This is a genomic window from Bradyrhizobium sp. Pha-3 (assembly GCF_042258615.1).
Classification (GTDB): domain Bacteria; phylum Pseudomonadota; class Alphaproteobacteria; order Rhizobiales; family Xanthobacteraceae; genus Bradyrhizobium.
This window is the reverse complement of sequence record NZ_CP170152.1, coordinates 2,012,558-2,033,420: the sequence shown is the minus strand read 5'-3', so window position 1 is coordinate 2,033,420 and position 20,863 is coordinate 2,012,558. Positions and strand designations below refer to the sequence as shown.

The 20,863-nt window shown below is 65.1% G+C and carries 17 protein-coding genes; 6 read left to right on the top strand and 11 right to left on the bottom strand.

Going from position 1 to position 20,863, the window contains the following annotated elements; all coding sequences use genetic code 11:
- Positions 1 to 101 precede the first annotated feature (101 nt).
- Positions 102 to 1,277 carry a VWA domain-containing protein gene (locus ACE10Z_RS09495; RefSeq protein WP_050632069.1) on the bottom strand — a complete coding sequence of 392 codons (1,176 nt, stop codon included), beginning with the start codon at positions 1,275 to 1,277 and terminating at the stop codon, positions 102 to 104.
- 285 nt (positions 1,278 to 1,562) lie between these two features.
- On the opposite strand from ACE10Z_RS09495, the gene ACE10Z_RS09490 reads away from it, so the two are divergent.
- The 3 genes from ACE10Z_RS09490 (at position 1,563) to ACE10Z_RS09480 (ending at position 4,331) form a co-directional block, all read left to right on the top strand.
- Positions 1,563 to 1,808: a GlsB/YeaQ/YmgE family stress response membrane protein gene (locus ACE10Z_RS09490; protein WP_092124584.1), complete on the top strand. Its 246-nt coding sequence runs from the start codon at positions 1,563 to 1,565 to the stop codon at positions 1,806 to 1,808.
- Between the two features lie 105 nt (positions 1,809 to 1,913).
- On the top strand, positions 1,914 to 2,756 hold the full coding sequence (locus ACE10Z_RS09485; protein WP_092124583.1) for a MoxR family ATPase: 843 nt from the start codon (positions 1,914 to 1,916) through the stop codon (positions 2,754 to 2,756).
- A gap of 72 nt (positions 2,757 to 2,828) precedes the next feature.
- Entirely contained in the window at positions 2,829 to 4,331 is a 1,503-nt protein-coding gene (locus ACE10Z_RS09480) for a flavin-containing monooxygenase (RefSeq protein WP_375787687.1), read from the top strand.
- A 168-nt stretch (positions 4,332 to 4,499) separates the two neighbouring features.
- Here the strand turns inward: ACE10Z_RS09480 and ACE10Z_RS09475 are convergent, their stop codons facing one another.
- From ACE10Z_RS09475 to ACE10Z_RS09450, 6 genes are all read right to left on the bottom strand, one after another.
- Positions 4,500 to 6,143 carry a GMC family oxidoreductase gene (locus tag ACE10Z_RS09475; RefSeq protein ID WP_375787686.1) on the bottom strand — a complete coding sequence of 548 codons (1,644 nt, stop codon included), beginning with the start codon at positions 6,141 to 6,143 and terminating at the stop codon, positions 4,500 to 4,502.
- A gap of 28 nt (positions 6,144 to 6,171) precedes the next feature.
- Positions 6,172 to 6,765 (bottom strand): GNAT family N-acetyltransferase, encoded by a 594-nt coding sequence (locus ACE10Z_RS09470; RefSeq protein ID WP_375787685.1) that lies wholly within the window; start codon positions 6,763 to 6,765, stop codon positions 6,172 to 6,174.
- Positions 6,766 to 6,929: 164 nt separating this feature from the next.
- Positions 6,930 to 7,856, bottom strand: a complete 927-nt coding sequence (locus tag ACE10Z_RS09465; protein WP_375787684.1) for an SMP-30/gluconolactonase/LRE family protein — start codon at positions 7,854 to 7,856, stop codon at positions 6,930 to 6,932.
- Positions 7,857 to 8,362: 506 nt separating this feature from the next.
- On the bottom strand, positions 8,363 to 9,250 hold the full coding sequence (locus tag ACE10Z_RS09460) for a 4-(cytidine 5'-diphospho)-2-C-methyl-D-erythritol kinase (RefSeq protein WP_375787683.1): 888 nt from the start codon (positions 9,248 to 9,250) through the stop codon (positions 8,363 to 8,365).
- A gap of 270 nt (positions 9,251 to 9,520) precedes the next feature.
- Complete coding sequence (locus ACE10Z_RS09455; RefSeq protein WP_375787682.1) at positions 9,521 to 11,308, bottom strand: tetratricopeptide repeat protein; 1,788 nt, start codon at positions 11,306 to 11,308, stop codon at positions 9,521 to 9,523.
- Between the two features lie 608 nt (positions 11,309 to 11,916).
- A complete protein-coding gene (locus ACE10Z_RS09450) occupies positions 11,917 to 13,575 on the bottom strand; it encodes an electron transfer flavoprotein-ubiquinone oxidoreductase (protein ID WP_375787681.1) in 1,659 nt (552 codons plus the stop codon).
- A gap of 193 nt (positions 13,576 to 13,768) precedes the next feature.
- On the opposite strand from ACE10Z_RS09450, the gene ACE10Z_RS09445 reads away from it, so the two are divergent.
- The gene (locus ACE10Z_RS09445) at positions 13,769 to 14,593 is read left to right on the top strand and encodes a uracil-DNA glycosylase family protein (protein ID WP_375789790.1); all 825 of its coding nucleotides are present in this window, start codon (positions 13,769 to 13,771) and stop codon (positions 14,591 to 14,593) included.
- A gap of 75 nt (positions 14,594 to 14,668) precedes the next feature.
- Here ACE10Z_RS09445 and ACE10Z_RS09440 read toward each other — a convergent pair whose 3' ends face one another.
- From ACE10Z_RS09440 to ACE10Z_RS09425, 4 genes are all read right to left on the bottom strand, one after another.
- Entirely contained in the window at positions 14,669 to 16,174 is a 1,506-nt protein-coding gene (locus ACE10Z_RS09440) for a glycosyltransferase family 39 protein (protein WP_375787680.1), read from the bottom strand.
- Positions 16,175 to 16,494: 320 nt separating this feature from the next.
- A complete protein-coding gene (locus ACE10Z_RS09435; protein ID WP_375787679.1) occupies positions 16,495 to 17,271 on the bottom strand; it encodes a ribonuclease HII in 777 nt (258 codons plus the stop codon).
- Between the two features lie 78 nt (positions 17,272 to 17,349).
- Positions 17,350 to 17,796, bottom strand: coding sequence for a VOC family protein (locus ACE10Z_RS09430; protein WP_375787678.1), 447 nt, complete (start codon positions 17,794 to 17,796; stop codon positions 17,350 to 17,352).
- 160 nt (positions 17,797 to 17,956) lie between these two features.
- On the bottom strand, positions 17,957 to 19,135 hold the full coding sequence (locus ACE10Z_RS09425; protein WP_375787677.1) for a PA0069 family radical SAM protein: 1,179 nt from the start codon (positions 19,133 to 19,135) through the stop codon (positions 17,957 to 17,959).
- A gap of 163 nt (positions 19,136 to 19,298) precedes the next feature.
- On the opposite strand from ACE10Z_RS09425, the gene ACE10Z_RS09420 reads away from it, so the two are divergent.
- A complete protein-coding gene (locus ACE10Z_RS09420) occupies positions 19,299 to 19,868 on the top strand; it encodes a glycosyl transferase (protein ID WP_375787676.1) in 570 nt (189 codons plus the stop codon).
- 45 nt (positions 19,869 to 19,913) lie between these two features.
- Positions 19,914 to 20,855, top strand: coding sequence for a GNAT family N-acetyltransferase (locus ACE10Z_RS09415; RefSeq protein ID WP_375787675.1), 942 nt, complete (start codon positions 19,914 to 19,916; stop codon positions 20,853 to 20,855).
- Positions 20,856 to 20,863 lie beyond the last annotated feature (8 nt).

Here is a 20,863-nt window from a genome sequence, read left to right as displayed (position 1 = left end):
TCCGGGATGGTGCGACAGCATCGAACCCGGAATCTCGATCGAATTTCATCAGCTCGAGATTCCGGATCGGTCCTGCGGACCGTCCGGAATGACAGGATTGGTTACCGCACCAGCTCCCGCATCGCGTTTTCCAGACCCTCGATCGTGATCGGATACATGCGCTCGGAGAACAGGCGGCGGATGATGGTGGTCGATTCCGAATAGTCCCAGTGCTTCTGCGCCACCGGATTGAGCCACACCGCATGCGGATAGGTGCGGGTGATGCGGTCGAGCCAGACCGAGCCGGCCTCCTCGTTGACATGCTCGACCGAGCCGCCGGGCACCATGATCTCGTAAGGCGACATCGAGGCGTCGCCGACGAACACCACCTTGTAGTCGTGCGGATACTTGTGCAGCACGTCCCAGGTCGGCGTACGATCGGTGAAGCGCCGCTTGTTCTGCTTCCAGACGCCTTCATAGAGGCAGTTGTGGAAGTAGAAATATTCCATGTGCTTGAATTCGCTCTTGGCGGCCGAGAACAGTTCCTCGACCTGCTCGATATGGGAATCCATCGAGCCGCCGATATCGAAGAACACCAGCACCTTGACCGCGTTGCGCCGCTCGGGGCGCATGTGCACGTCGAGATAGCCGTGGTTGGCGGTCTCCTTGATCGTGGTGTCGAGGTCGAGCTCGTCGGGCGCGCCGGTGCGCGCGAACTTGCGCAGCCGCCGCAGCGCGACCTTGATGTTGCGGATGCCGAGCTCGACATTGCCGTCGAGGTCCTTGAACTCGCGCTTGTCCCACACCTTCACGGCGCGGTTGTTGCGGTTCTTCTCCTGCCCGATCCGCACGCCCTCGGGATTATAGCCGTGGGCGCCGAACGGCGAGGTGCCGGCGGTGCCGATCCACTTGCTGCCGCCCTGGTGACGGCCCTTCTGTTCCTCGAGCCGCTTCTTCAAGGTCTCCATGAGCTTGTCCCAGCCCATGGCCTCGATCTGCTTCTTCTCTTCCTCGGTGAGATATTTCTCGGCGAGCTTCTTCAGCCACTCTTCGGGGATCTCCGCCTTGCCCATAGCATCGAGCAGGCTCTCGAGCCCCTTGAACACGGTGCCGAACACCCGGTCGAACTTGTCGAGATTGCGCTCATCCTTCACCAGGGCGGCGCGCGACAAATAGTAGAAGTTCTCGACGGTCTGTTCGGCGAGATCGGCGTCAAGCGCTTCCATCAAGGTCAGATATTCCCGTAGCGTCACGGGGACCTGGGCGTCGCGCAGCGATGTGAAGAACTGCAGGAACATACTCACCTAGATCGCCCGCTGGACCGGTGGCGTCAAGGGGCCGAGCCATGCCGAGACGGGCGATCCGCCTTGATTTGGCCCCTTGCGCCATGTCTTGCGGGGTCCACCCAACGACGCCGCACCCCGTAACCGTGCGGCGGTCATTCCGCGCGGCGGAAACATGACGGTCGACATTCCATGCGTGCCACGCCGTTCAGGGTACCGCTGCGCTGCGGAATCCGCCCTAGACCGCCCGGCTTTTTCAATTACAATTGCGCCTGACAAGACATTGGGCAGGACGTTTGAATGGGCATCATTGCGGCACTGGTGATCGGTGCGATTGCCGGCTGGCTCGCTGGGCTGATCGTGCGCGGCGCGGGCTTCGGGCTGATCGGCAACATGGTTGTCGGCATCATCGGCGCGCTGGTGGCAAGCTGGCTGCTGCCTCGCCTCGGCGTCGGCCTCGGCGGCAGCGCGATCCGCGACATCCTCAACGCGACGATCGGCGCTTGCATCGTGCTGGTGATCGTATCGATGATCAGACGAGCGTGATCGAAAAATTTGCATCTCCAACGGCCGCTGCGAGAGCGGTCGTTTCATGTTGAGGCCCAAGGTGAGACCCATGCGGCCAACGAACGAAACAAGGCAACCAGATAGATGAAATTCACGGGTACCAAGGACTACGTCGCCACCGATGACCTCAAGGTCGCCGTCAATGCCGCCATCGTGCTCGAGCGCCCGCTGCTGGTGAAGGGCGAGCCCGGCACCGGCAAGACCGTGCTGGCCGAGGAAGTCGCCAAGGCGATCGACGCGCCGCTTTTGACCTGGCACATCAAGTCGACCACCAAGGCGCAGCAGGGCCTCTACGAATACGACGCGGTGTCGCGCCTGCGCGACAGCCAGCTTGGCGACGCGCGGGTGTCCGACATCAAGAACTACATCAAGCGCGGCAAGCTGTGGGAGGCCTTCACCCACGAGAAGCGCCCGGTGCTCTTGATCGACGAGATCGACAAGGCCGACATCGAATTCCCGAACGACCTGCTGCTCGAACTCGACCGTATGGAGTTCCACGTCTACGAGACCGGCGAGACCATCAAGGCGAAGCTGCGCCCGATCGTGATGATCACGTCGAACAACGAGAAGGAACTGCCGGACGCCTTCCTGCGCCGCTGCTTCTTCCACTACATCAAGTTCCCCGACGCCGACACCATGAACAAGATCGTCGACGTGCACTTCCCCGGCATCAAGAAGCGGCTGGTGGAAGAGGCGCTGCGGATCTTCTTCGAGGTCCGCGAGGTGCCGGGCCTGAAGAAGAAGCCCTCGACCTCCGAGCTGCTCGACTGGCTCAAGCTGCTGCTGAACGAAGACATCACGCCCGAGATGCTGCGCGAGCGCGATCCGCGCAAGCTGATCCCGCCGCTGCACGGCGCGCTGCTCAAGAACGAGCAGGACGTGCACCTGTTCGAGCGGCTGGCGTTCCTCAGCCGCCGCGAAGTCTAGTTCACGCAAACGCCGGGGCATTCGCTCCGGCGCTTCGCTTACCCATTCCAACCAATAAGAAGACCAGGGAAGATGAACGTCCAGACCCAAATCCGCGCCGCCGAGCCCGTCACGACCGAGCATTTCGACGTCCTGATCGCGGGCGCCGGCATCTCCGGCGTCGGCGCCGCCTACCACCTCACCACGCAATGCCCGGGCACCAGCTTCGTGGTGCTGGAGACGCAGAAGACCTTCGGCGGCACCTGGTCGACGCACCGCTATCCCGGCATCCGCTCCGACAGCGACCTGCACACCTTCGGCTATCGCTTCAAGCCGTGGACCAGCGCACCGATCGCCAGCGCGGCCGAGATCCTGAAATACATGGGCGAGGTGATCGACGAGAACGATCTCGCCCGCCACATCCGCTATCGCCACACCATCACGGCGGCGGAGTGGTCGAACGAGACCAACCTCTGGACCATCGATGCTGTCCGCATCGACACCGGCGAGCAGCTGCGCTTCACCACCAACTTCTTCTGGATGTGCCAGGGCTACTACCGCCACGACGCGGGCTATACGCCCGAATGGACCGACATGGCGAAGTTCAAGGGCACGGTCGTGCATCCGCAGACCTGGCCCGACGACCTCGACTACAAGGGCAAGCGCGTGGTCGTGATCGGCTCCGGCGCAACGGCCGCGACCCTGATCCCGGCGATGGCCAAGGACGCCGGCCACGTCACCATGCTGCAGCGCTCGCCGACCTATTTCCGCACCGGCCGCAACGCGATCGAGATCGCCGAGGAGCTGCGCCGGCTGCAGGTCGACGAGCACTGGATCCACGAGATCACCCGCCGCAAGATCCTGTTCGAGCAGGACGCCTTCACCAGGCGGACCTTCGCCGAGCCCGAGGGCGCCAAGAAGGACCTGCTGGCGGCGGTCGAGGCCGTCCTCGGCAAGGACTACGACATCGCCACCCACTTCACGCCGCGCTACCGGCCCTGGCGGCAGCGCATCGCCTTCATTCCGGATGCCGACCTGTTCCACGCCATCAAGGGCGGCAAGGCCTCCGTCGTCACCGACGAGATCGACCGCTTCACCGAGAAGGGCATCCTGCTCAAGTCCGGCAAGGAGCTCGAGGCCGACATCATCATCACCGCGACCGGCTTCCACCTGTCCGCCAATGGCGGCATCGACTTCGCAATCGACGGCAAGCAGCTCGACTTCAAGGACACCGTGACCTATCGCGGCATGATGTTCACCGGCGTGCCGAACCTCGTCTGGGTGTTCGGCTATTTCCGCGCCAGCTGGACCTTGCGCGTCGACCTGGTCGGCGACTTCGTCTGCCGCATGATCAAGCACATGAAGGCAACCGGCGTGAAGAAAGTGACGCCGGCGCTGCGCCCCGAAGACCACAACATGCCGCTGCTGCCCTGGATCGATCCGGAAAACTTCAACCCCGGCTACATGATGCGCGGCATGCACCTGTTGCCGAAGCGCGGCGACAAGCCGGAGTGGCAGCACAACCAGGACTACTGGGCCGAGAAGGACGAATTCCCGGCGATCGACCTCGAGGACAAGGCGTTCATCTACGGCTGAGCTCCTGATAGCAGTCCCGTCATCCTGAGGAGCGCGTAGCGCGTCTCGAAGGATGCACGGCCCCAGTCGGGCCGTCGCGCTTCGAGACGGCCGCTTCGCGGCCTCCGCAGCATGACGGTGTTAGACACAGCGCGCTGATCAAGAAGCATCGGCGCACACAGCTTTCCCTCACGCATAGTCCGGCAGTTTCGCAGCCGCCTCGGGCTGCTTGCCGCGGATCATGTCGGAGGCCTTGTCGGCGATCATCAGGGTCGAGGCGTTGAGGTTGGCCGAGATCATCCGCGGCATGATCGAGGCGTCGATCACGCGCAGGCCCTCCATGCCATGGACCCGAAGCTGGTCGTCGACCACGGCCCAGGGCGCGTCGGCCGGCCCCATCCGACAGCTGCAGCCGGGATGGAAGGTGGTGGTGCCGCGCTGGGTCGCCGCCGCGAGCAGCTCCTCGTCGCTCGTGACCTTCGGACCCGGAAAGTCCTCATAGGCGAAATACGGCTTGAGCGGCTCGGAGGCGAGCAGCCGGCGCGCCAGCTTCATACCGGCGACGACGACGCGGCGGTCGATCTCCTCGGCGAGATAGTTGGTCTGGATGATCGGCGGCGCGAACGGATCGGCGGAGCGGATGCGGACATAGCCGCGGCTCTCCGGCCGCTGCTGCCATGAGGCCACCGTCATGCCGGGCTCGTCCTCGAGCTGGCCCTGCACGCCTTCCTTGTAGCTCGCCGGCGTGAAGGTGAGCTGGAGGTCTGAGCTCTCGGTGGTTTCGCCGGAATGCCAGAAGCAGTAGACCATGGTGGGCGACAGCGACAGCAGCCCGCGCCGCGTCGTCGCCCATTTGATCGCCTCGCCCCACAGGCTGAAGCCGCGGCGCAGCTCGTTGATGGTCCTGATGTTCTTGACCCGCGCCACCGAGCGCGGCGCGTAGTGATCCTGCAATCCTTCACCGACACCCGGCAGCGCGTGGCGCACCTCGATGCCATGCGACTGCAACAGATCGGGCGAGCCGACGCCGGACAGCTGCAACAGCTGCGGCGAGTTGTAGGCGCCGCCGGAGAGGATGACCTCCTTGGTGGCGCGGATATCGAGCGGATCGCCGTGCTTGCCGCCGCGGTTGTAGCGCACGCCGACCGCGCGCTTGCCCTCGAAGATGATGCCGGTGACATGGGCATGCGTGCGCACATCGACATTCGGCCGCTTCCGCGCCGGATGCAGGAACGCGGTCGCGGCGCTGACCCGGCGGCCGTTCAGGATGGTGCGCTGGCAATACGACACGCCCTCCTGGATCTGACCGTTGTAGTCAGGATTGCGCGGAATGCCGAGGCTGACCGCGCCCGCCATGAAGGCCTCGCAGAGCGGATCCTGCCAGTCCATCGTGGTGACGGTGAGATTGCCGTCGCGGCCGCGATAGGTGTCGTCGCCCTCGCCGATCCTTCTCTCCATGCGCCGGAAGTACGGCAGCACGTCGGGATAGCCCCAGCCGCGATTGCCGAGTTGCGCCCAGGTGTCGAAATCCTGGCGCTGGCCGCGGTTGTAGATGTGGCCGTTGATCGAGGACGAGCCGCCGAGCGTCTTGCCGCGCGGCGCGTAGATGCTGCGGCCGCCGGTGTAGGGACCCACCTCCTGCTGGTAGGCCCAGTTCACGCTCTTCATGTGGAAGGTCTTGATGAAGCCGGCCGGCAGATGGATGTAGGGATGCCAGTCGCTCGGCCCCGCCTCGAGCACGCACACCCTGGTGCCTGCGTCTTCACTCAACCGGTTGGTCAGCACGCTCCCGGCGGAGCCTGCGCCGATGATCACATAATCGAACGTTTCCATCGTCTCGCTTCTGGCGCCGACCAACGTGTCAGCGCGGCTTTTCGTTGAGTTGATAGTCGAGATGCGCCTTCACCGTCGGCCATTCGCTGGCGATGATGCTGTAAACCACGGTGTCGCGCAACGTGCCGTTGGGCGCGATCTGATGGCTGCGCAAGATGCCATCCTGCTTCGCACCCAGGCGCTCGATGCCGCGCCGGCTCTGGTGATTGAAGAAATGGGTGCGGAACTCGACCGCGATGCAATCGAGCTTCTCGAAGGCATGTTGCAGCAGCAGCAGTTTGCACTGCGTGTTGACCGCGCTGCGCTGCACACGCTTGGCGTACCAGGTCGAGCCGATCTCGACGCGGCGGTTCGGCGTGTCGACGTTCATGTAGGTCGTCATGCCGGAGATCCGGCCATCGGCATCGAACACCGTGAACGGCAGCATCGATCCGGCCGCTTGCAGACCGAGCCGACGGTCGATCTCCTTGGCCATGTTCTCCGGCTGCGGAATGGCGGTGTACCAGAGGTTCGACAGACCACCGTCCTTCACCGCGTCGACGAGACCGTCGCGATGGTCATGGGACAGCGGTTCGAGCCGCGCATGCGCGCCGCGAAGGGTGACCGGTTCAAGCCAGGGCATTCGAATATCCTCTACGTAGAAGCGGGTCTCACCCTAATCGTCATTGCGAGCGAAGCGAAGCACTCCATCTATCCGCATATGTGGAGGGATGGATTGCTTCGTCGCTTCAGCGCAAAATTGCTTTGCAATTTTGTCGCGGGCTCCTCGCAATGACGGCGAGCGCATCATTTATTCAGAAAATTCAGCGGCAATCCGGGCCGCGACCAGTCCATCGCGATCAGTTCGCCCTTGCCCGACAGCGTGATGTAAGCGGTCTTCAGATCCGGACCACCGAACGCGATGTTGGTGGTGACGCGGTCGCCGGTCGGCACCTGCTCGACCAGGGTGCCGTCAGGCGTGATCACCGAGATGCAGCCCGAGATCAGTGTCGCGACGCAGACATTGCCTGACGCTTCGACGGCGAGCGAATCGAACATCTGGTAGCCGCCGAGGCCCGCGATCGGCTTGCCGCGCTCGCCGCGATAGATCACGTCGCGCGGCTTGATGGTGCCGGGCTCGGACACCTCATAGGCCCACAGCCGCGCCGTCGGCGTCTCGGCGATGTAGACGGTCTTCTCGTCCGGCGACAGGCCGATACCATTGGCGGGCAGGATGCCGTGCACGGCCTCGACGATCTCGTTCATGCCGGGCTTCAGATAATAGAATGCGCCGACATCCATCTCGCGGGCGCGGCGCTTGCCGAGATCGGAAAACCACAGGCCGCCCTGTCTGTCGAACACCAGATCGTTCGGCCCGCGCAACTCGTGCTCGCCGCACTTCGTCACCACGGTCTCGACCTTGCCGGATTGCAGATCGACGCGCTGGATCGAACCGCCGAGATAATCCTCCGGCTGCGGTCCCGGCATGATCATGTTGCGGGTCGGAATCCAGGAGAAGCCGCCATTGTTGCAGATGTACATCTTGCCGTCGGGGCCAAGCGCCGCGCCGTTCGGGCCGCCCGGCACCTTGGCGACGATCTCCTTGCGCCCGTCGGGATAGACCCGGGTCAGTCGCTGGCCGCGGATTTCGACCAGCACGACCGAACCGTCGGGCATGACGACAGGACCTTCGGGAAACTCGAGATCGGTGGCAAGAACTCGGACATTGGCCATGGCATCCTCCCGGCTCATTGGCTGCTGGCGGATTCCGAACGGTCCCGCATGCGCAACGCTGTTGTTTCATCCTGTTATGGCAAACGGGGTTTGGCTTGCCAAGCAATCAGGGGCGCAACGCTGCCCGGCGTTGAGGTGGTGGGCAGCACCATGGCCACGCCCACAACGTCGTCCTGGCGAAAGCCAGGACCCATAACCACCGCAGTTGGTGATGAATGGGATCGTTGCCCCAGTATCGCGCAACAATGCTCATTCGGGGTAATGGGTCCTGGCTTTCGCCAGGACGACGATGAGGGTGGTTCTCGCGCGATAACGACGCACCGTCATTGCGTACTTCATCTCGGTGTCATCGCCGGGCCTGAACATCGAGCCGGGCGATGACAGCTGAAGATGGGGACGCAGCTTCGCACTCTCGCGACATCATTTGTCCGGACCTTGAGTGCGCAATTGCGCACCTGAGGGCGCGCCTCTTGGCGCGAGCCTCGGAATGACGGCGGAGGGAAACCTTAGCTCAGCGTGCCGGCATGCACCCACCAGCCGGGATGCGCGGCGCGGAGTTTTTCGCCGGCGGTCTGGGCGTCGGTATCGGTTCCGAACACGGCAAAGCAGGTCGCGCCGGAGCCCGACATGCGCACCAGGCGAACGGCCCTGGTCTCGCGCAGCGCGAGCAAGACGTCGCTGATGACGGGCTCGATGCGCGCGGCAGGGGCTTCGAGATCGTTGGTGCCGCGCGAAAGCGCCGCGATCCAGTCGTCGACCGCGCGACCGGCGTCCGGCCAGGACGACGCCTGCATCACGACATCGGTGGCGCCGATCAAGAGCTCGCCATGGCGCAGGCCGAGTGCATTGAAGACATCCTTGGTCGCAACCGGCACGCGCGGATTGACCAGCACGCACGGCATTTTCGGCAGGTCGAGCGGCAGCAGGCCCTCGCCGACGCCGGTCATGTCGCAGGCGCGCGAGGCGACGCATACCGGCACGTCGGCGCCGGTCTGCAGCGCGACCTCCATGATCCTGCTATCGTCGAGCGAGAGTTCGTTGAGCCGCGCCAACAGCCGCAGCGCAGCCGCGGCATCCGCCGAGCCGCCGCCGATGCCGGCCGCAACGGGCAACACCTTCTCCAGCGTGAAGTGGCCGACCTCGAGGTCCGCGACGCGCTCGCCGAGCAGGCGCGCGGCCTTGAGCACCAGATTGTCCGAGGTATCGCCGCAGGCATCGGCGAGCGGCCCCAGCATCGAGAGCGACAGCTCGGGCCCCGGCTCGAGCGTGAGACGATCGGCGCAATCGGCAAACGCGACGACGCTCTCCAGGTCGTGAAACCCATCGACGCGCCGCCCGACAACCTTCAGCGTCAGGTTGACCTTGGCACGCCCTTCTTCAATCAGCGCCGGCACGGCGATAAACCCCTAAAAGAACAAAGATCGTGTTGCGATTAGCGTAAATCGCCTCACGATCCTATCCCTTTGTTTGCACGGAAATTCCAAGGGTAGCCCGGCCCAAGCGCCGCATCCACCGCCGTCGTCCCTGCGAAAGCAGGGACCCATACTCCGCGGCGGAAGTTGTGAACGGGATTCGTCGTTCGGGCGGTCTGCAACAATAATCATCGGTGGTTATGGGTCCCTGCTTTCGCAGGGACGACACCGAGTTTGCCGCACCCGCGAGCCCTAGCCGCCCTTGCCGTCGTCGTCCTTCTTCTTGTCGGCGGAGGCGGCGTTCGAGGTGTCGTCCGGCAGGCCGTTGTCGATCTTGGCCTGGATCTTCGGCAGCTCTTCCGGCTCGGGCTTGAGGTCGCGCGCATGCGCCCACTGGAACTTGGCTTCCAGCGTGCGGCCGACGCGCCAGTAGGCGTCACCGAGATGGTCGTTGATGGTCGGATCTTCCGGCTTGAGGTCGATCGCGCGCTCGAGGTTCTTCACCGCCTCGTCGTAATTGCCGATCCGGTAATAGGCCCAGCCGAGGGAGTCGACGATGTAGCCGTCGTCAGGGCGCTGATCGACGGCACGCTTGATCATCTTCATGCCTTCGTCGAGGTTGATGCCCTGGTCGATCCAGGAATAGCCGAGATAGTTCAGCACATGCGGCTGCTCGGGCTGCAGCTCGAGCGCCTTGCGCATATCGGCCTCGGCCTTGTTCCACTGCTTGGAGCGCTCCTCGCAAATGCCGCGGTAGTAATAGGTGACCCAGGCGTTCTTGTCGCCGCCGGCGGCCGGCAGCGCGTCGATCGCCTTCGAATAGGTGGTGGCGCAGTCGGCGAACTTCTTGCGGCCGCGCTCGATATTGCCGAGCGCGAGAATCGCCTCGACGTCCTTCGGCTGATCGGATGTGACTTCCTTGAGGATCTTGATCGCCTCGTCGCTGCGGTCGGCGGCGTCGAGGTTGGTCGCGAGCTGGATCTGCGCATTGCGCTTCAGCGGCGAGGACGCCGGCATCCGCTCATAGACCTTGATCGCCATCTGCGGCTTCTTCACCGATTCATAGAGATCGGCGAGCGACAGCAGCGCCAGCGGATGGTTCGGCTGGAGATAGAGCGCGAGCTGCAGATAGACCAACGCGAGGTCCTCGCCGCCGCGGCGGGTCAGCGTCGCGCCGATGCCGTAAAGCGCCTCGGCGGCGCCGGCCTGCGGTGAATCGATCAGCGGCGGCAGCTTCTTGCCAGCCTTGGTCTCCTTGATGCCCTCCAGCACCAGCGGATGGCGCGGCAGCTTCTTGTCGAAGGCCTCGTACATCGCGGTCGCGGCAGCGGCATCCTTGTTGCGCGAGGTCCAGCGCGCATATTCGTCGACCGTGCGCAGCATCGAATCGTCGAGCTTGTAGACCTTCTCGAAGCGGGCGCCGGCATCCTTCTCCTTGCCGGACAGCTCGTAGATCATGCCGGCATGCAGATCCTTGAAGATCGGATACCATTCGGGGCCGGTCAGCTTGTCGATCGAGGCGACCGCGCCCTTGCTGTCGCCGGCGCCATAGGCCGCCCAGGCCGACAGCAGCGTCGCCACCAGGTCGGTGATCGGACCGCGGACCGACTGGTTGATGTTGGACTGCGCGGCGGCGTATTTCTTCAGCTTGAGGTCGCGCACGCCGACGACGAGGCGCGCGACGCGGTTGGCCTTGTCCTGGGTCAGGATGCGGTCGGCGAGCTTCACCGCCTCGTCGATGTCGCCGTCGGCGAGCGAGGAGATGAAGGCGCGGTCGAGCAGCTCGGAATTCTTCGGATCGGTGCGCAGCGCCGAGCGGTAGAACGCCGCGGCGGAGGCCGCATCGCGCTCGACACTGGCGTGGCGGGCGGCGAGATAGCTGCCGGCGGTGGTCAGCGACTTCAGGTCGGTCTTGCTCGGGAATTGCGCGGTATTGTCGGTCGGATGGTCGGGCGTCTGCGCCGACAGCTGCGCAGGTACGGCAAGCGCCGCGGCAGCAAGAACGGCAATCGTCAGGCGGTTGAAACGGGTGGACAGCATCACGGTCGCCTTGCTCCAGGGGTTTAAGGCCACGAAGGATTTACGGCCAAGATCTTCGCGACAAGGTCTTGCGATCAGTCTCAAAATGCGAACCCAAGCGGCGGCATCACGGCGAGCGACAATGCCGCTTTTGGCGTTTATCCGCAAGGATCGCCCAAAGGTAACCCATGCCGAATCGATTGGCAGATTAGGCCGTTAGGCCGCCGATCCAGCCAGCCCCACCGCAAGACCCTCGCACTATGGCGGTATCGTGACCGGCCCCGGCATATTCGCCTGTGGAAGCAAAAAGCGCCTCGGGAGGCTCGCCACGCGGCCAGTTCCACCTCTCCCCTTGTGGGAGAGGTCGGAATTCAAGCGAAAGCTTGAATTCCGGGTGAGGGGTTCAGGTCTATCCGTCGATCGAAGTCCCTCGATGGACCGGTACCCCTCAGCCGGATTGCATCTGTCGATGCAACGTAGCCGAAGCAAAGCTTCGGCGTTCTTAAGAAACGGCCGCCAAAAGGCGGCCTTTGCCTCTCCCACAAGGGGAGAGGCAAAGCGCAGGTTGCGGCACAGACGGAATTTACCTCACGCAAATGTGGTCGGCCGCATCAGCCGTACCCTTGGCCTTACATCGCCTCGTAGTTCGGACCGCCACCGCCCTCCGGAGGAACCCAGGTGATGTTGCCGTTGGGGTCCTTCACGTCGCAGGTTTTGCAGTGGACGCAGTTCTGGGCGTTGATCTGGAAGCGCGGGCCTGCCGATTCCTCGACCCACTCATAGACACCGGCCGGGCAATAGCGGTTGGAGGGACCCGCGAACACGTCGTGCTCCGACGTCTTCTGCAGGTTCATGTCGGCGACCTTGAGATGGACCGGCTGGTCCTCCTCATGGTTGGTGTTGGACAGGAACACCGACGACAGCTTGTCGAACGAGATCTTGCCGTCCGGCTTCGGATAGGCGATCGGCTGGTGCTGCTTCGACGGATCGAGCGTCTTGCGGTCGGGCTTGGCGTGCGACTGGGTGCCGAACAGCGAGAAGCCGAGCGTGTTGCACCACATGTCGAAGCCGGAGAGCGCCATTCCGAGCAGGTTGCCGAACTTCGACAGCAGCGGCTTGGCGTTGCGGACCTTGAACAGGTCCTTGCCGATCGCGGACGAGCGCCAGGCATTCTCATACTCGACGAGCTCGTCATTGGCGCGACCGGCGCCGAGCGCGGCCGCGACGTGCTCGGCGGCGAGCATGCCGGAGCCCATGGCATTGTGGACGCCCTTGATGCGCGGGACGTTGACGAAGCCGGCCGCGCAGCCGATCAGCGCGCCGCCCGGGAAAGAGAGCCGCGGCACCGACTGATAGCCGCCCTCGGTGATGGCGCGCGCACCATAGGCGAGCCGCTTGCCGCCTTCGAACAGCTCGCGGATATCGGGATGCGTCTTCATGCGCTGGAATTCGTCGAACGGCGACAGATACGGGTCGTTGTAGTTCAGATGCACGACGAAGCCGACCGCGACGCGGTTGTCGTCGTAGTGATAGAGGAACGAGCCGCCGCCGGTCTTGTCGTTCAGCGGCCATCCCAGCGTATGCTGAACCCGTCCCTTGCGGTGCTTGGCCGGATCGATCTGCCAGACCTCCTTCAGCCCGATGCCGAATTTCGGCGGCTCGGAGTTGGCGTCGAGCTTGAACTTCGCGATCAGCTGCTTCGACAGCGAGCCGCGCGCGCCTTCGGCGAACAGCGTGTACTTGCCGAGCAGCTCCATGCCGCGAGTGTAGGAATCCTTGTGGCTGCCGTCCTTGGCGATGCCCATGTCGCCGGTCGCGATGCCGCGCACCGCGCCCTTGTCGTCATAGAGCACTTCAGCGGCGGCAAAGCCCGGATAGATCTCGACGCCGAGCGCCTCCGCCTTCGGCGCCAGCCAGCGGCAGACATTGCCGAGCGAGCCGATGTAGTTGTGATGATTGTGCATCAGCGGCGGCATGATGAAGTTCGGAATGCGGAACCAGCCTTGCGACGTCGTCCAGTAGAAGCGGTCTTCCTTGACCTGCGTCTTCAACGGACAGTCGGCATCCTCGCGCCAATCCGGAACGAGCTTGTCGAGCCCGACCGGATCGATCACCGCACCCGACAGGATGTGCGCGCCGACCTCGGAGCCCTTCTCCACCACGACGATCGAGAGCTCGGGATTGAGCTGCTTCAGCCGGATCGCGGCCGACAGGCCCGAGGGGCCGGCGCCGACGATGACGACATCGAATTCCATAGACTCGCGCGGGGGAAGGTCTTCAGCACTCATGATCCTGGTCTCAGCCCATTGAGAACGCTTCTAAGCTTTTCAAAAGTCGTTGTTTCCGATTTTTGGCGGAAGGACAACCACGGAATTGCGCTCCCATGGCTTTGCACGGCCCGGATACCTCAAGAGAATAATCTTTTCCGAAATCGAGCCTCCACTTTTCTCCGCCATGCTCTAGATTGCGCCGATCATGGCCCTGACGCCCGAGCCCCCCCCTACACTGCAGCAATTGCTCGCCTTTTACCTCGAGGCCGGGGTCGATTGCGCGCTTGGCGACGAGCCGATCAACCGACTGGAAGAACCCGAGCCAGTTCCCGCCCCCGCCGCGCCGCGTCCACCAGCTGCACTCAATCCGCTGCGCCCGCCACCGATGCCGGCCGTTCCGCGCAGCGAAATCACCATCGCGCCGGACGCCGCGATCGCCTCCGCGCGCGAGGCCGCACGCACCGCGCCGACGCTGGAGGCGCTGCGTGGACTGATGGAGACATTCGACGGCTGCGCGCTGAAGCACACCGCGACCCGGCTGGTGTTCGCCGATGGCAATCCACAGGCGCGCGTGATGTTCGTCGGCGAGGCGCCGGGCCGCGACGAGGACATCGAGGGACTGCCGTTCGTCGGCCGCTCCGGCAAGCTGCTCGACCGCATGATCGCGGCGATCGGGCTCGACCGCAGCAAGGCCTATATCGCCAACGTCATCCCGTGGCGGCCGCCGGGCAACCGCACGCCGACGCCGCAGGAGACGCAGGTGTGCCTGCCCTTCATCCAGCGCCATATCGAGCTGGTGAATCCCGACGTGCTGGTGACGCTCGGCAATCCCTCGACGCAGGCACTGCTCGGCACGCGCGAGGGCATCATGCGCACGCGCGGCAAATGGATCGACTACGACACCGGCACGCGCACGATCCGCGCCGTCGCCACCTTCCATCCGGCCTATCTGTTGCGCTCGCCGTCGTACAAGAGATTGTCGTGGCAGGATTTGCGCGCGATCGCGAAGGTGTTGCAAGCCGCGACGGCTTCGTAGCCCGGATGGAGCCAACGGGTCGCGCGAACGCGCGCCCCGTTTGCTCCATCCGGGCTACGGCTCTGGATGAAATCCTTACCCCTTCGGCCGCACGATCGCCCAGCCGATCCGCAGCACCGGCTGCCGGCCATTGACCAGCCGGTCGAACGAGCGCGGCACTTCCGGCACGAGGCCAGGGAAGCGGTGCGCGAGTTCAGGCGGCGGCGTGCCGGCGGTGTCCTGCGCGCGCCAGACCACGACGCCGCCGGTCTCGTTGAATTTTGCGACCGACAGCCAGGGCGTCCGCGGCGGCGCGGCGTCGAGCAAAAGATGCGGACGGCGCCCGTTCATCGCAATCAGGCTGGCCAGCTCCGGGTCGCCTGCCACCGCGCGCAGGCGCTGGTTGGTGCGACGTTCATAGCTGTCGTCGAAGAAGCGTCCCATCGCGGCTGCCGGCAGCGAGGTCGGCACCTCGGTGGTGCTGGTCCAGGGCAGGAACAGCGCCGCCGCCAGCGCGACCGCGGCGGGCGCGCCGACGGCGAAGGCCCACACCGAGCGCAACAGCCGCTGCCGCCTGAGATGGATCAGATCGCCGGTCGCGACGACGACCGCGAGCCCCGACATCAGGAGCGCCACGCCGGCGCCGCCGAAGGCACGATCCAGATCGAACAGCCCGGCGACGAAGCTGCTCACAATCGCCGGCGCGAACGCGAAGAAATAGACGAAGTGCTGCGCCAGCGGACTGACCGGCGGACGGTAGATGATCGGGGCATCCTCACGGTCGCGGGCGAACCAGCGCGAATTGAGGATCGCCAGCAGCACGATCGCAGCGGTCGCCACGATCAGCCCGCCGAGCACGACACCCCAGCGCAGCGCACGCGCCTTGAGATCGGCAGCCGCGGGCAAGGCCGGCAGCGCCAGCACATCGGCGCGGACCAGCCAGATCAGGTAGGGCAGCGCCAGCACGACGATGACCAGCAGCGCATAGAGCGGATCGACCGCGCGCAGCGTGCGGCGCCCGCGCCCGGTTGCGAGCGCAAAGCCGACCACGAGCAGGATCATGCCGATCGCCGCCGGCGTCGTCAGCAGCAGCAGGCCGCAGTCGATCGACCAGGCGAACCAGGCGGCGCGCCGATTCTGCCCGATCAATTGCCAGGAATGCAGCAGCAGGAGCGCCCACAGCGGGCGCGCCAGGATCAGCGGGCCGAACTCGACGCTTGGCGAGGAGAACACCACGACCGTCATCGACAGCAGCACCGCCAGCACGCCCTGCGGACCGCCGACGATAGCGCGCGCCAGCTGATAGAAGGCGATGAAGGTTGCGATCTCGCAGACCTGCGCGAGGAGATAGACGCCGAACATGTGATTGCCGGCGGCGCGGAAGGCGATGTCGGCGAGCCAGAACGCCAACGGCGGCCCCATGTCGGTGCCGACCTGATATTCGCGGCCGAAGGCGAGGACGGTGGCGAGATTGCCGGGCGGGCTGCCGTAGAAGATCAGCGGCAGGAACAGCCAGATCGCCGCCTGCACCAGCACCACGACCCACACCACGAGGCGCGGCCGGGCGCGAATCAGTTCGACAACCAGGGAGGTAAACCGCATGAAACGCCTGAAATGCCCCAGCCACCCGTCAGCGGCGCCATCTGATCCCGAGGGTTTTGATAACGGGCGGCGGCGGTCGAGGCAACCGGGCGGATGGGTCCACGGTGCAAAGTCAAATACCGGTGTCATGCCCCGCGGAGGCGGGGCATCCAGTACGCCGCGGCGGCTAGGCTCAAGCACAGCTGTCTCTGGAATACTGGATCGCCCGATCCCGTCTCCGACGAGGCTTCGACGAGGCTGCGATCCCAGGCGCGCCGAAGCTTTAGCGGAGGCGGCGAGTCGGGCGATGACAGCGGTGGGTGGGTTGGAGACGGTGCGAGCTACGCGGCCGCGGAGGCCTCGGCTTCGGTTTCGGCGTCCGCCGTGAACAGGTCGGGCTCGGCCGGGACTGGGAAATGCTTCAGCCGCGCGGCGACGACCGGCGCGAAGAAGCTGCGGTGATGGGTGCTAGGGCCGAGCCGGTCCAGCGCCTCGAGGTGCTCGGGGACGCCATAGCCCTTGTGCTGCTCGAAACCGTAGCCCGGGCAATCCAGCGCCAGCGCGCACATCAGGCGGTCGCGCGTCACCTTGGCGATGATCGAGGCCGCCGCGATCGAGGCCACGATGCCGTCGCCGCCGATCACGGCGTCGCAGTCGCAGGGCGTGGCGAGCTTGTCGCGGCCATCGACGAAGACGTGCTTCGGCATTTCCGGCAACGCATGGACGGCGCGCGCCAGCGCCCACAGCGAGGCGCGCAGGATATTGTCGCGGTCGATTCGCGCCGGCGAAGCCACCGCGACCGAGAACGCAGCGGTGGCGCAAATCTCTTCGAACAGCTCCTCGCGCCGCTCGGCGGTCAGCCGCTTGGAATCATCGAGGCCCTTGGGAACGCGGTTGGGGTCCAGCACCACGGCGGCGGCGACCACTGGACCTGCCAGCGGACCGCGCCCGGCCTCGTCGCAGCCGGCAACCGGCCAGATGCCGCGCTTGATCAGCGCGCGCTCGCGCCGGAAGCTCGGCCGCGTCACGGCGATCACGCGCTTCTCCGCCTTGGCTGATTTGGCCGGCGCCTTCTTCGGCGTGGTCTTTGACGCGCTTTTGGAGTTATCCCGAATCATGCGGGGATGGTGATCAAGCCGGCTCCCCAGCGCAACCGGGAACCCGGCGCCCTTCCCCGCTATTCAATCCGGCTTGCTCTAATCCGGAATCGACGCCCGACCGTTCTCGAGAACCTCAAAGCCCGGCGCGCGCACGACTTCCCAGGCGTGGCCATCGGGATCGCCGAAATAGCCGCAATAACCGCCATAGCTCGTCGGCTGCGCGGGCTTGAGCAATGTCGCGCCTTTCGACAGCGCGAATGCCATCACGCGATCGACCTCCGGATCGTCGTTACAGTTCCAGGCAATCGCAACGCCGCGGAACGCTGAAGGCCGCGGCTGATCGGGCAATCCGGCGTCGTCGGCGAGCAGATGCCACGGGAACAGCCCGAGCACGCTGCCGCCGGTCTCGAAGAAGGCAACCTCCTCGCCGGTCGCGCGCATCTTTCTGGTGAAGCCGAGCGACTCGTAGAAGGCAATGCTGGCGCGCATGTCGCTGACGCCGAGCGTGAGGACGGTGAAGCGGGCGGTCGGGGGGTTACTCATGGTGGCACTCGCTGTTTTGACTTCTTCTTCGTAGCCCGGATCGAGCGAAGCGCAATCCGGGAAGCTCTGGCCGCAGACACAAGACCCCGGATTTCGCGGAGCCTGTCATCGGGCGCGCGTTCGCGCGACCCGTTGGCTGCATCCGGGCTACGGGTTCAACCTAGAACAAGCTCAGCTGCTGCCCGCTGCGCTTCGGCTTGGCGAAGTGATCGGTGGTCAGCTTGGTGCGCCGCTTGTTGAGGCCGAGCTTTTCGCAGGCGATCTCGAAGCGGCGGCCGATCATCCAGGCCATCGGTCCGGTGCCCTTCATCCTTGTGCCCCATTGCGAATCGTAGTCGCGGCCGCCGCGCATGTCGCGGATCAGCGTGAAGACGTGCCGATAGCGATCGGGATAGTTCGCCATCAGCCATTCGCGGAACAGATCGCGCACCTCGAGCGGCAGCCGCAGCAGCACGTAGCTCGCCTCCCTGGCGCCGGCATGCACGGCGGCATCGAGGATGCGCTCGATCTCTGAATCGTTCAGCGCCGGGATCACCGGCGCGACCATCACCGTGGTCGGGATACCGGCATCCGCCAGCCGCTTGATCGCCTCGAGCCGCTTCGACGGGGTCGAGGCGCGCGGCTCCATGGTGCGGGCGAGCTTCGGGTCGAGCGTCGTCACCGAGAGCGCGACCTTGGCGAGATTGCGCTTGGCCATCCGCGCCAGGATGTCGATGTCGCGGGTCACCAGCGCCGACTTGGTCACGATGCCGACCGGATGCCCGGCGCGCTCGAGCACCTCGAGGATGCCGCGCATGATTTTCCGTTCGCGCTCGATCGGCTGATAGGGATCGGTGTTGGTGCCGATCGCGATCATCCGCGCCTCGTAATCGGACGCCGCCAGTTCCTTCTCGAGCAGCGCCGGCGCGTCCGGCTTGGCGAACAGCTTGGATTCGAAGTCGAGCCCCGGCGACAGGCCGAGATAGGCGTGGGTCGGCCGCGCGAAGCAATAGACGCAGCCATGCTCGCAGCCGCGATAGGGATTGATCGAGCGGTCGAAGCCGATATCGGGCGAGTCGTTGCGGGTGATCACCTTGCGCGAGGTGTCGAGCGCCACGCTGGTCGAAAACGGCGGCAGGTCTTCGAGGCTCTGCCATCCGTCGTCGAAGGCAACCCGCGCCTCGGCCTCGTAACGGCCGCTGGCGTTGGACTGCGCGCCGCGGCCGCGCCGCCGCTCGCGCTCGATCGCGACCGCAAGCTCGGGAAAAGGGGCAGGAACAGGTGAAGGTGCACCCGCCGGGTTATCGGAGGGCGCCGTTACCGGCGGGTGCTTGAGGGCATGAGAGGATGCTCGGCTCATGTTTTGAAGCTAACACAACCCAAGAACAAATCAAGAACATCACGGAAGAAAATCCACAACGTGATGGCGTAAAAATCTGCAGGCGAACAGGCTGCTTTGAATATGACAAGGTGATAACACGGCCGGAGTTTCTCCACCGTTTGAGCCAGCGAAGCCTCAAATCATGCTGAGCGTGATCATCCCCACCGACGGAGTCGAGCGCACCGCGGTCGCAACATTGGCGGCGCTGGTGCCGGGCGCGGCCGCCGGCGTCGTCCGCGAGGTGCTGCTGGTCGACCGCACCAACAGCGACGTGATGGAGCGCGTTGCCGACGTCGCCGGCTGCGGCTTCCTGCGCTTCGAGGGTACCCGCGCCGCGGCGCTTGCGGCAGGCGCCAGGCAGGCGCGTTCGCCCTGGCTGATGTTCCTGCATCCGGGCGCGGTGCTCGACGCCGGCTGGATCGAGGAGACCACCCAGTTCATCCAGATGGTGGCGGCGAGCGGCAAGGACCGCGCCGGCATCTTCCGCTACGCCCGCGCGCCCTATACCGACCCCGGGCTGCGCGACGGCCTCAAATTCGTCGCCCGGATGATCGCCGGGCCCTCGGCCGAACAGGGTCTTCTGATCGCACGCGAGCATTACGAGCGGATCGGCGGCTACCGGCCCGACGCCCGCCGCTCCGAGGCGCGCCTGCTGCGCCGGCTCGGCCGCTCCTCCCGCACCATGCTGCGCAGCCGGATCATGGTGGCCTAACGAAAGCACTTGCGGTTTATTTGATTCCGTCAAATAATATGTTTGATGAAATCAAATTCCCATGACACCGCCCTCGAGAGCCAGGTCGCCGCGGTCCGCGGCTTCAGCCGGTTCTACACCCGCAAGCTCGGCATCATCGAGCCGAAGCTCTTGCACTCGACATTCACGCTGCAGGAAGCGCGGATCATCTACGAGCTCGCACATCGCGAGCAATGCACCGCGACCGACCTGGTGCGCGATCTCGACCTCGATGCCGGCTTCGTCAGCCGCACGTTGGCAGCACTACAGCGCCGCCAGATCGTGACGCGCAAGCCGTCAAAGGCCGACAAGCGCGTCAACGAGGTGGCCCTCACCGCCAAGGGCCGCACTGCTGCCGCCGACCTCGACCGCCGCTCGCGCAACGAGGTCGGGGCGCTGCTCAAGCAGATGGACGGCAACCGGCGCGCGGCCGTGGTGCGCGCAATGGGCACGATCGAGCAGTCGCTGGAGCCGCCGGCCGAGAAGCCGGTGGGTTTCCTGCTGCGCAGTCATCGCGTCGGCGACATCGGCTGGGTGATCTCGCAACAGGGACGCGCCTACGCGGAGGAATATGGCTGGGACATCAGCTACGAGGCATTGGTCGCCGAGATCTGCGCACAGTTCCTGCGATCGTTCGATCCGACCTGCGAGCATTGCTGGATCGCGGAGGTCAACGGCGAGCCGGTCGGCTCGATCTTCCTGGTCAACGGCGGCGATGGGGTCGCCAAGCTGCGGCTGCTGGCGGTGGAGGAAAAGGCCCGCGGGCTCGGCGTCGGCCGCGCGCTGGTCGACCAGTGCGTCCGCTCCGCGCGCGAGATGGGCTACAGGAAGATGACGCTGTGGACCCAAAGCATTTTGGTCGCCGCGCGCGGCATCTACGCCCGCGCCGGCTTTGAGCGGGTCAAGGAAGAGAAGCACCACAGCTTTGGCGTCGACCTGGTCGGGGAAACGTGGGAGTTGGAGTTGTGAAGCCGCAG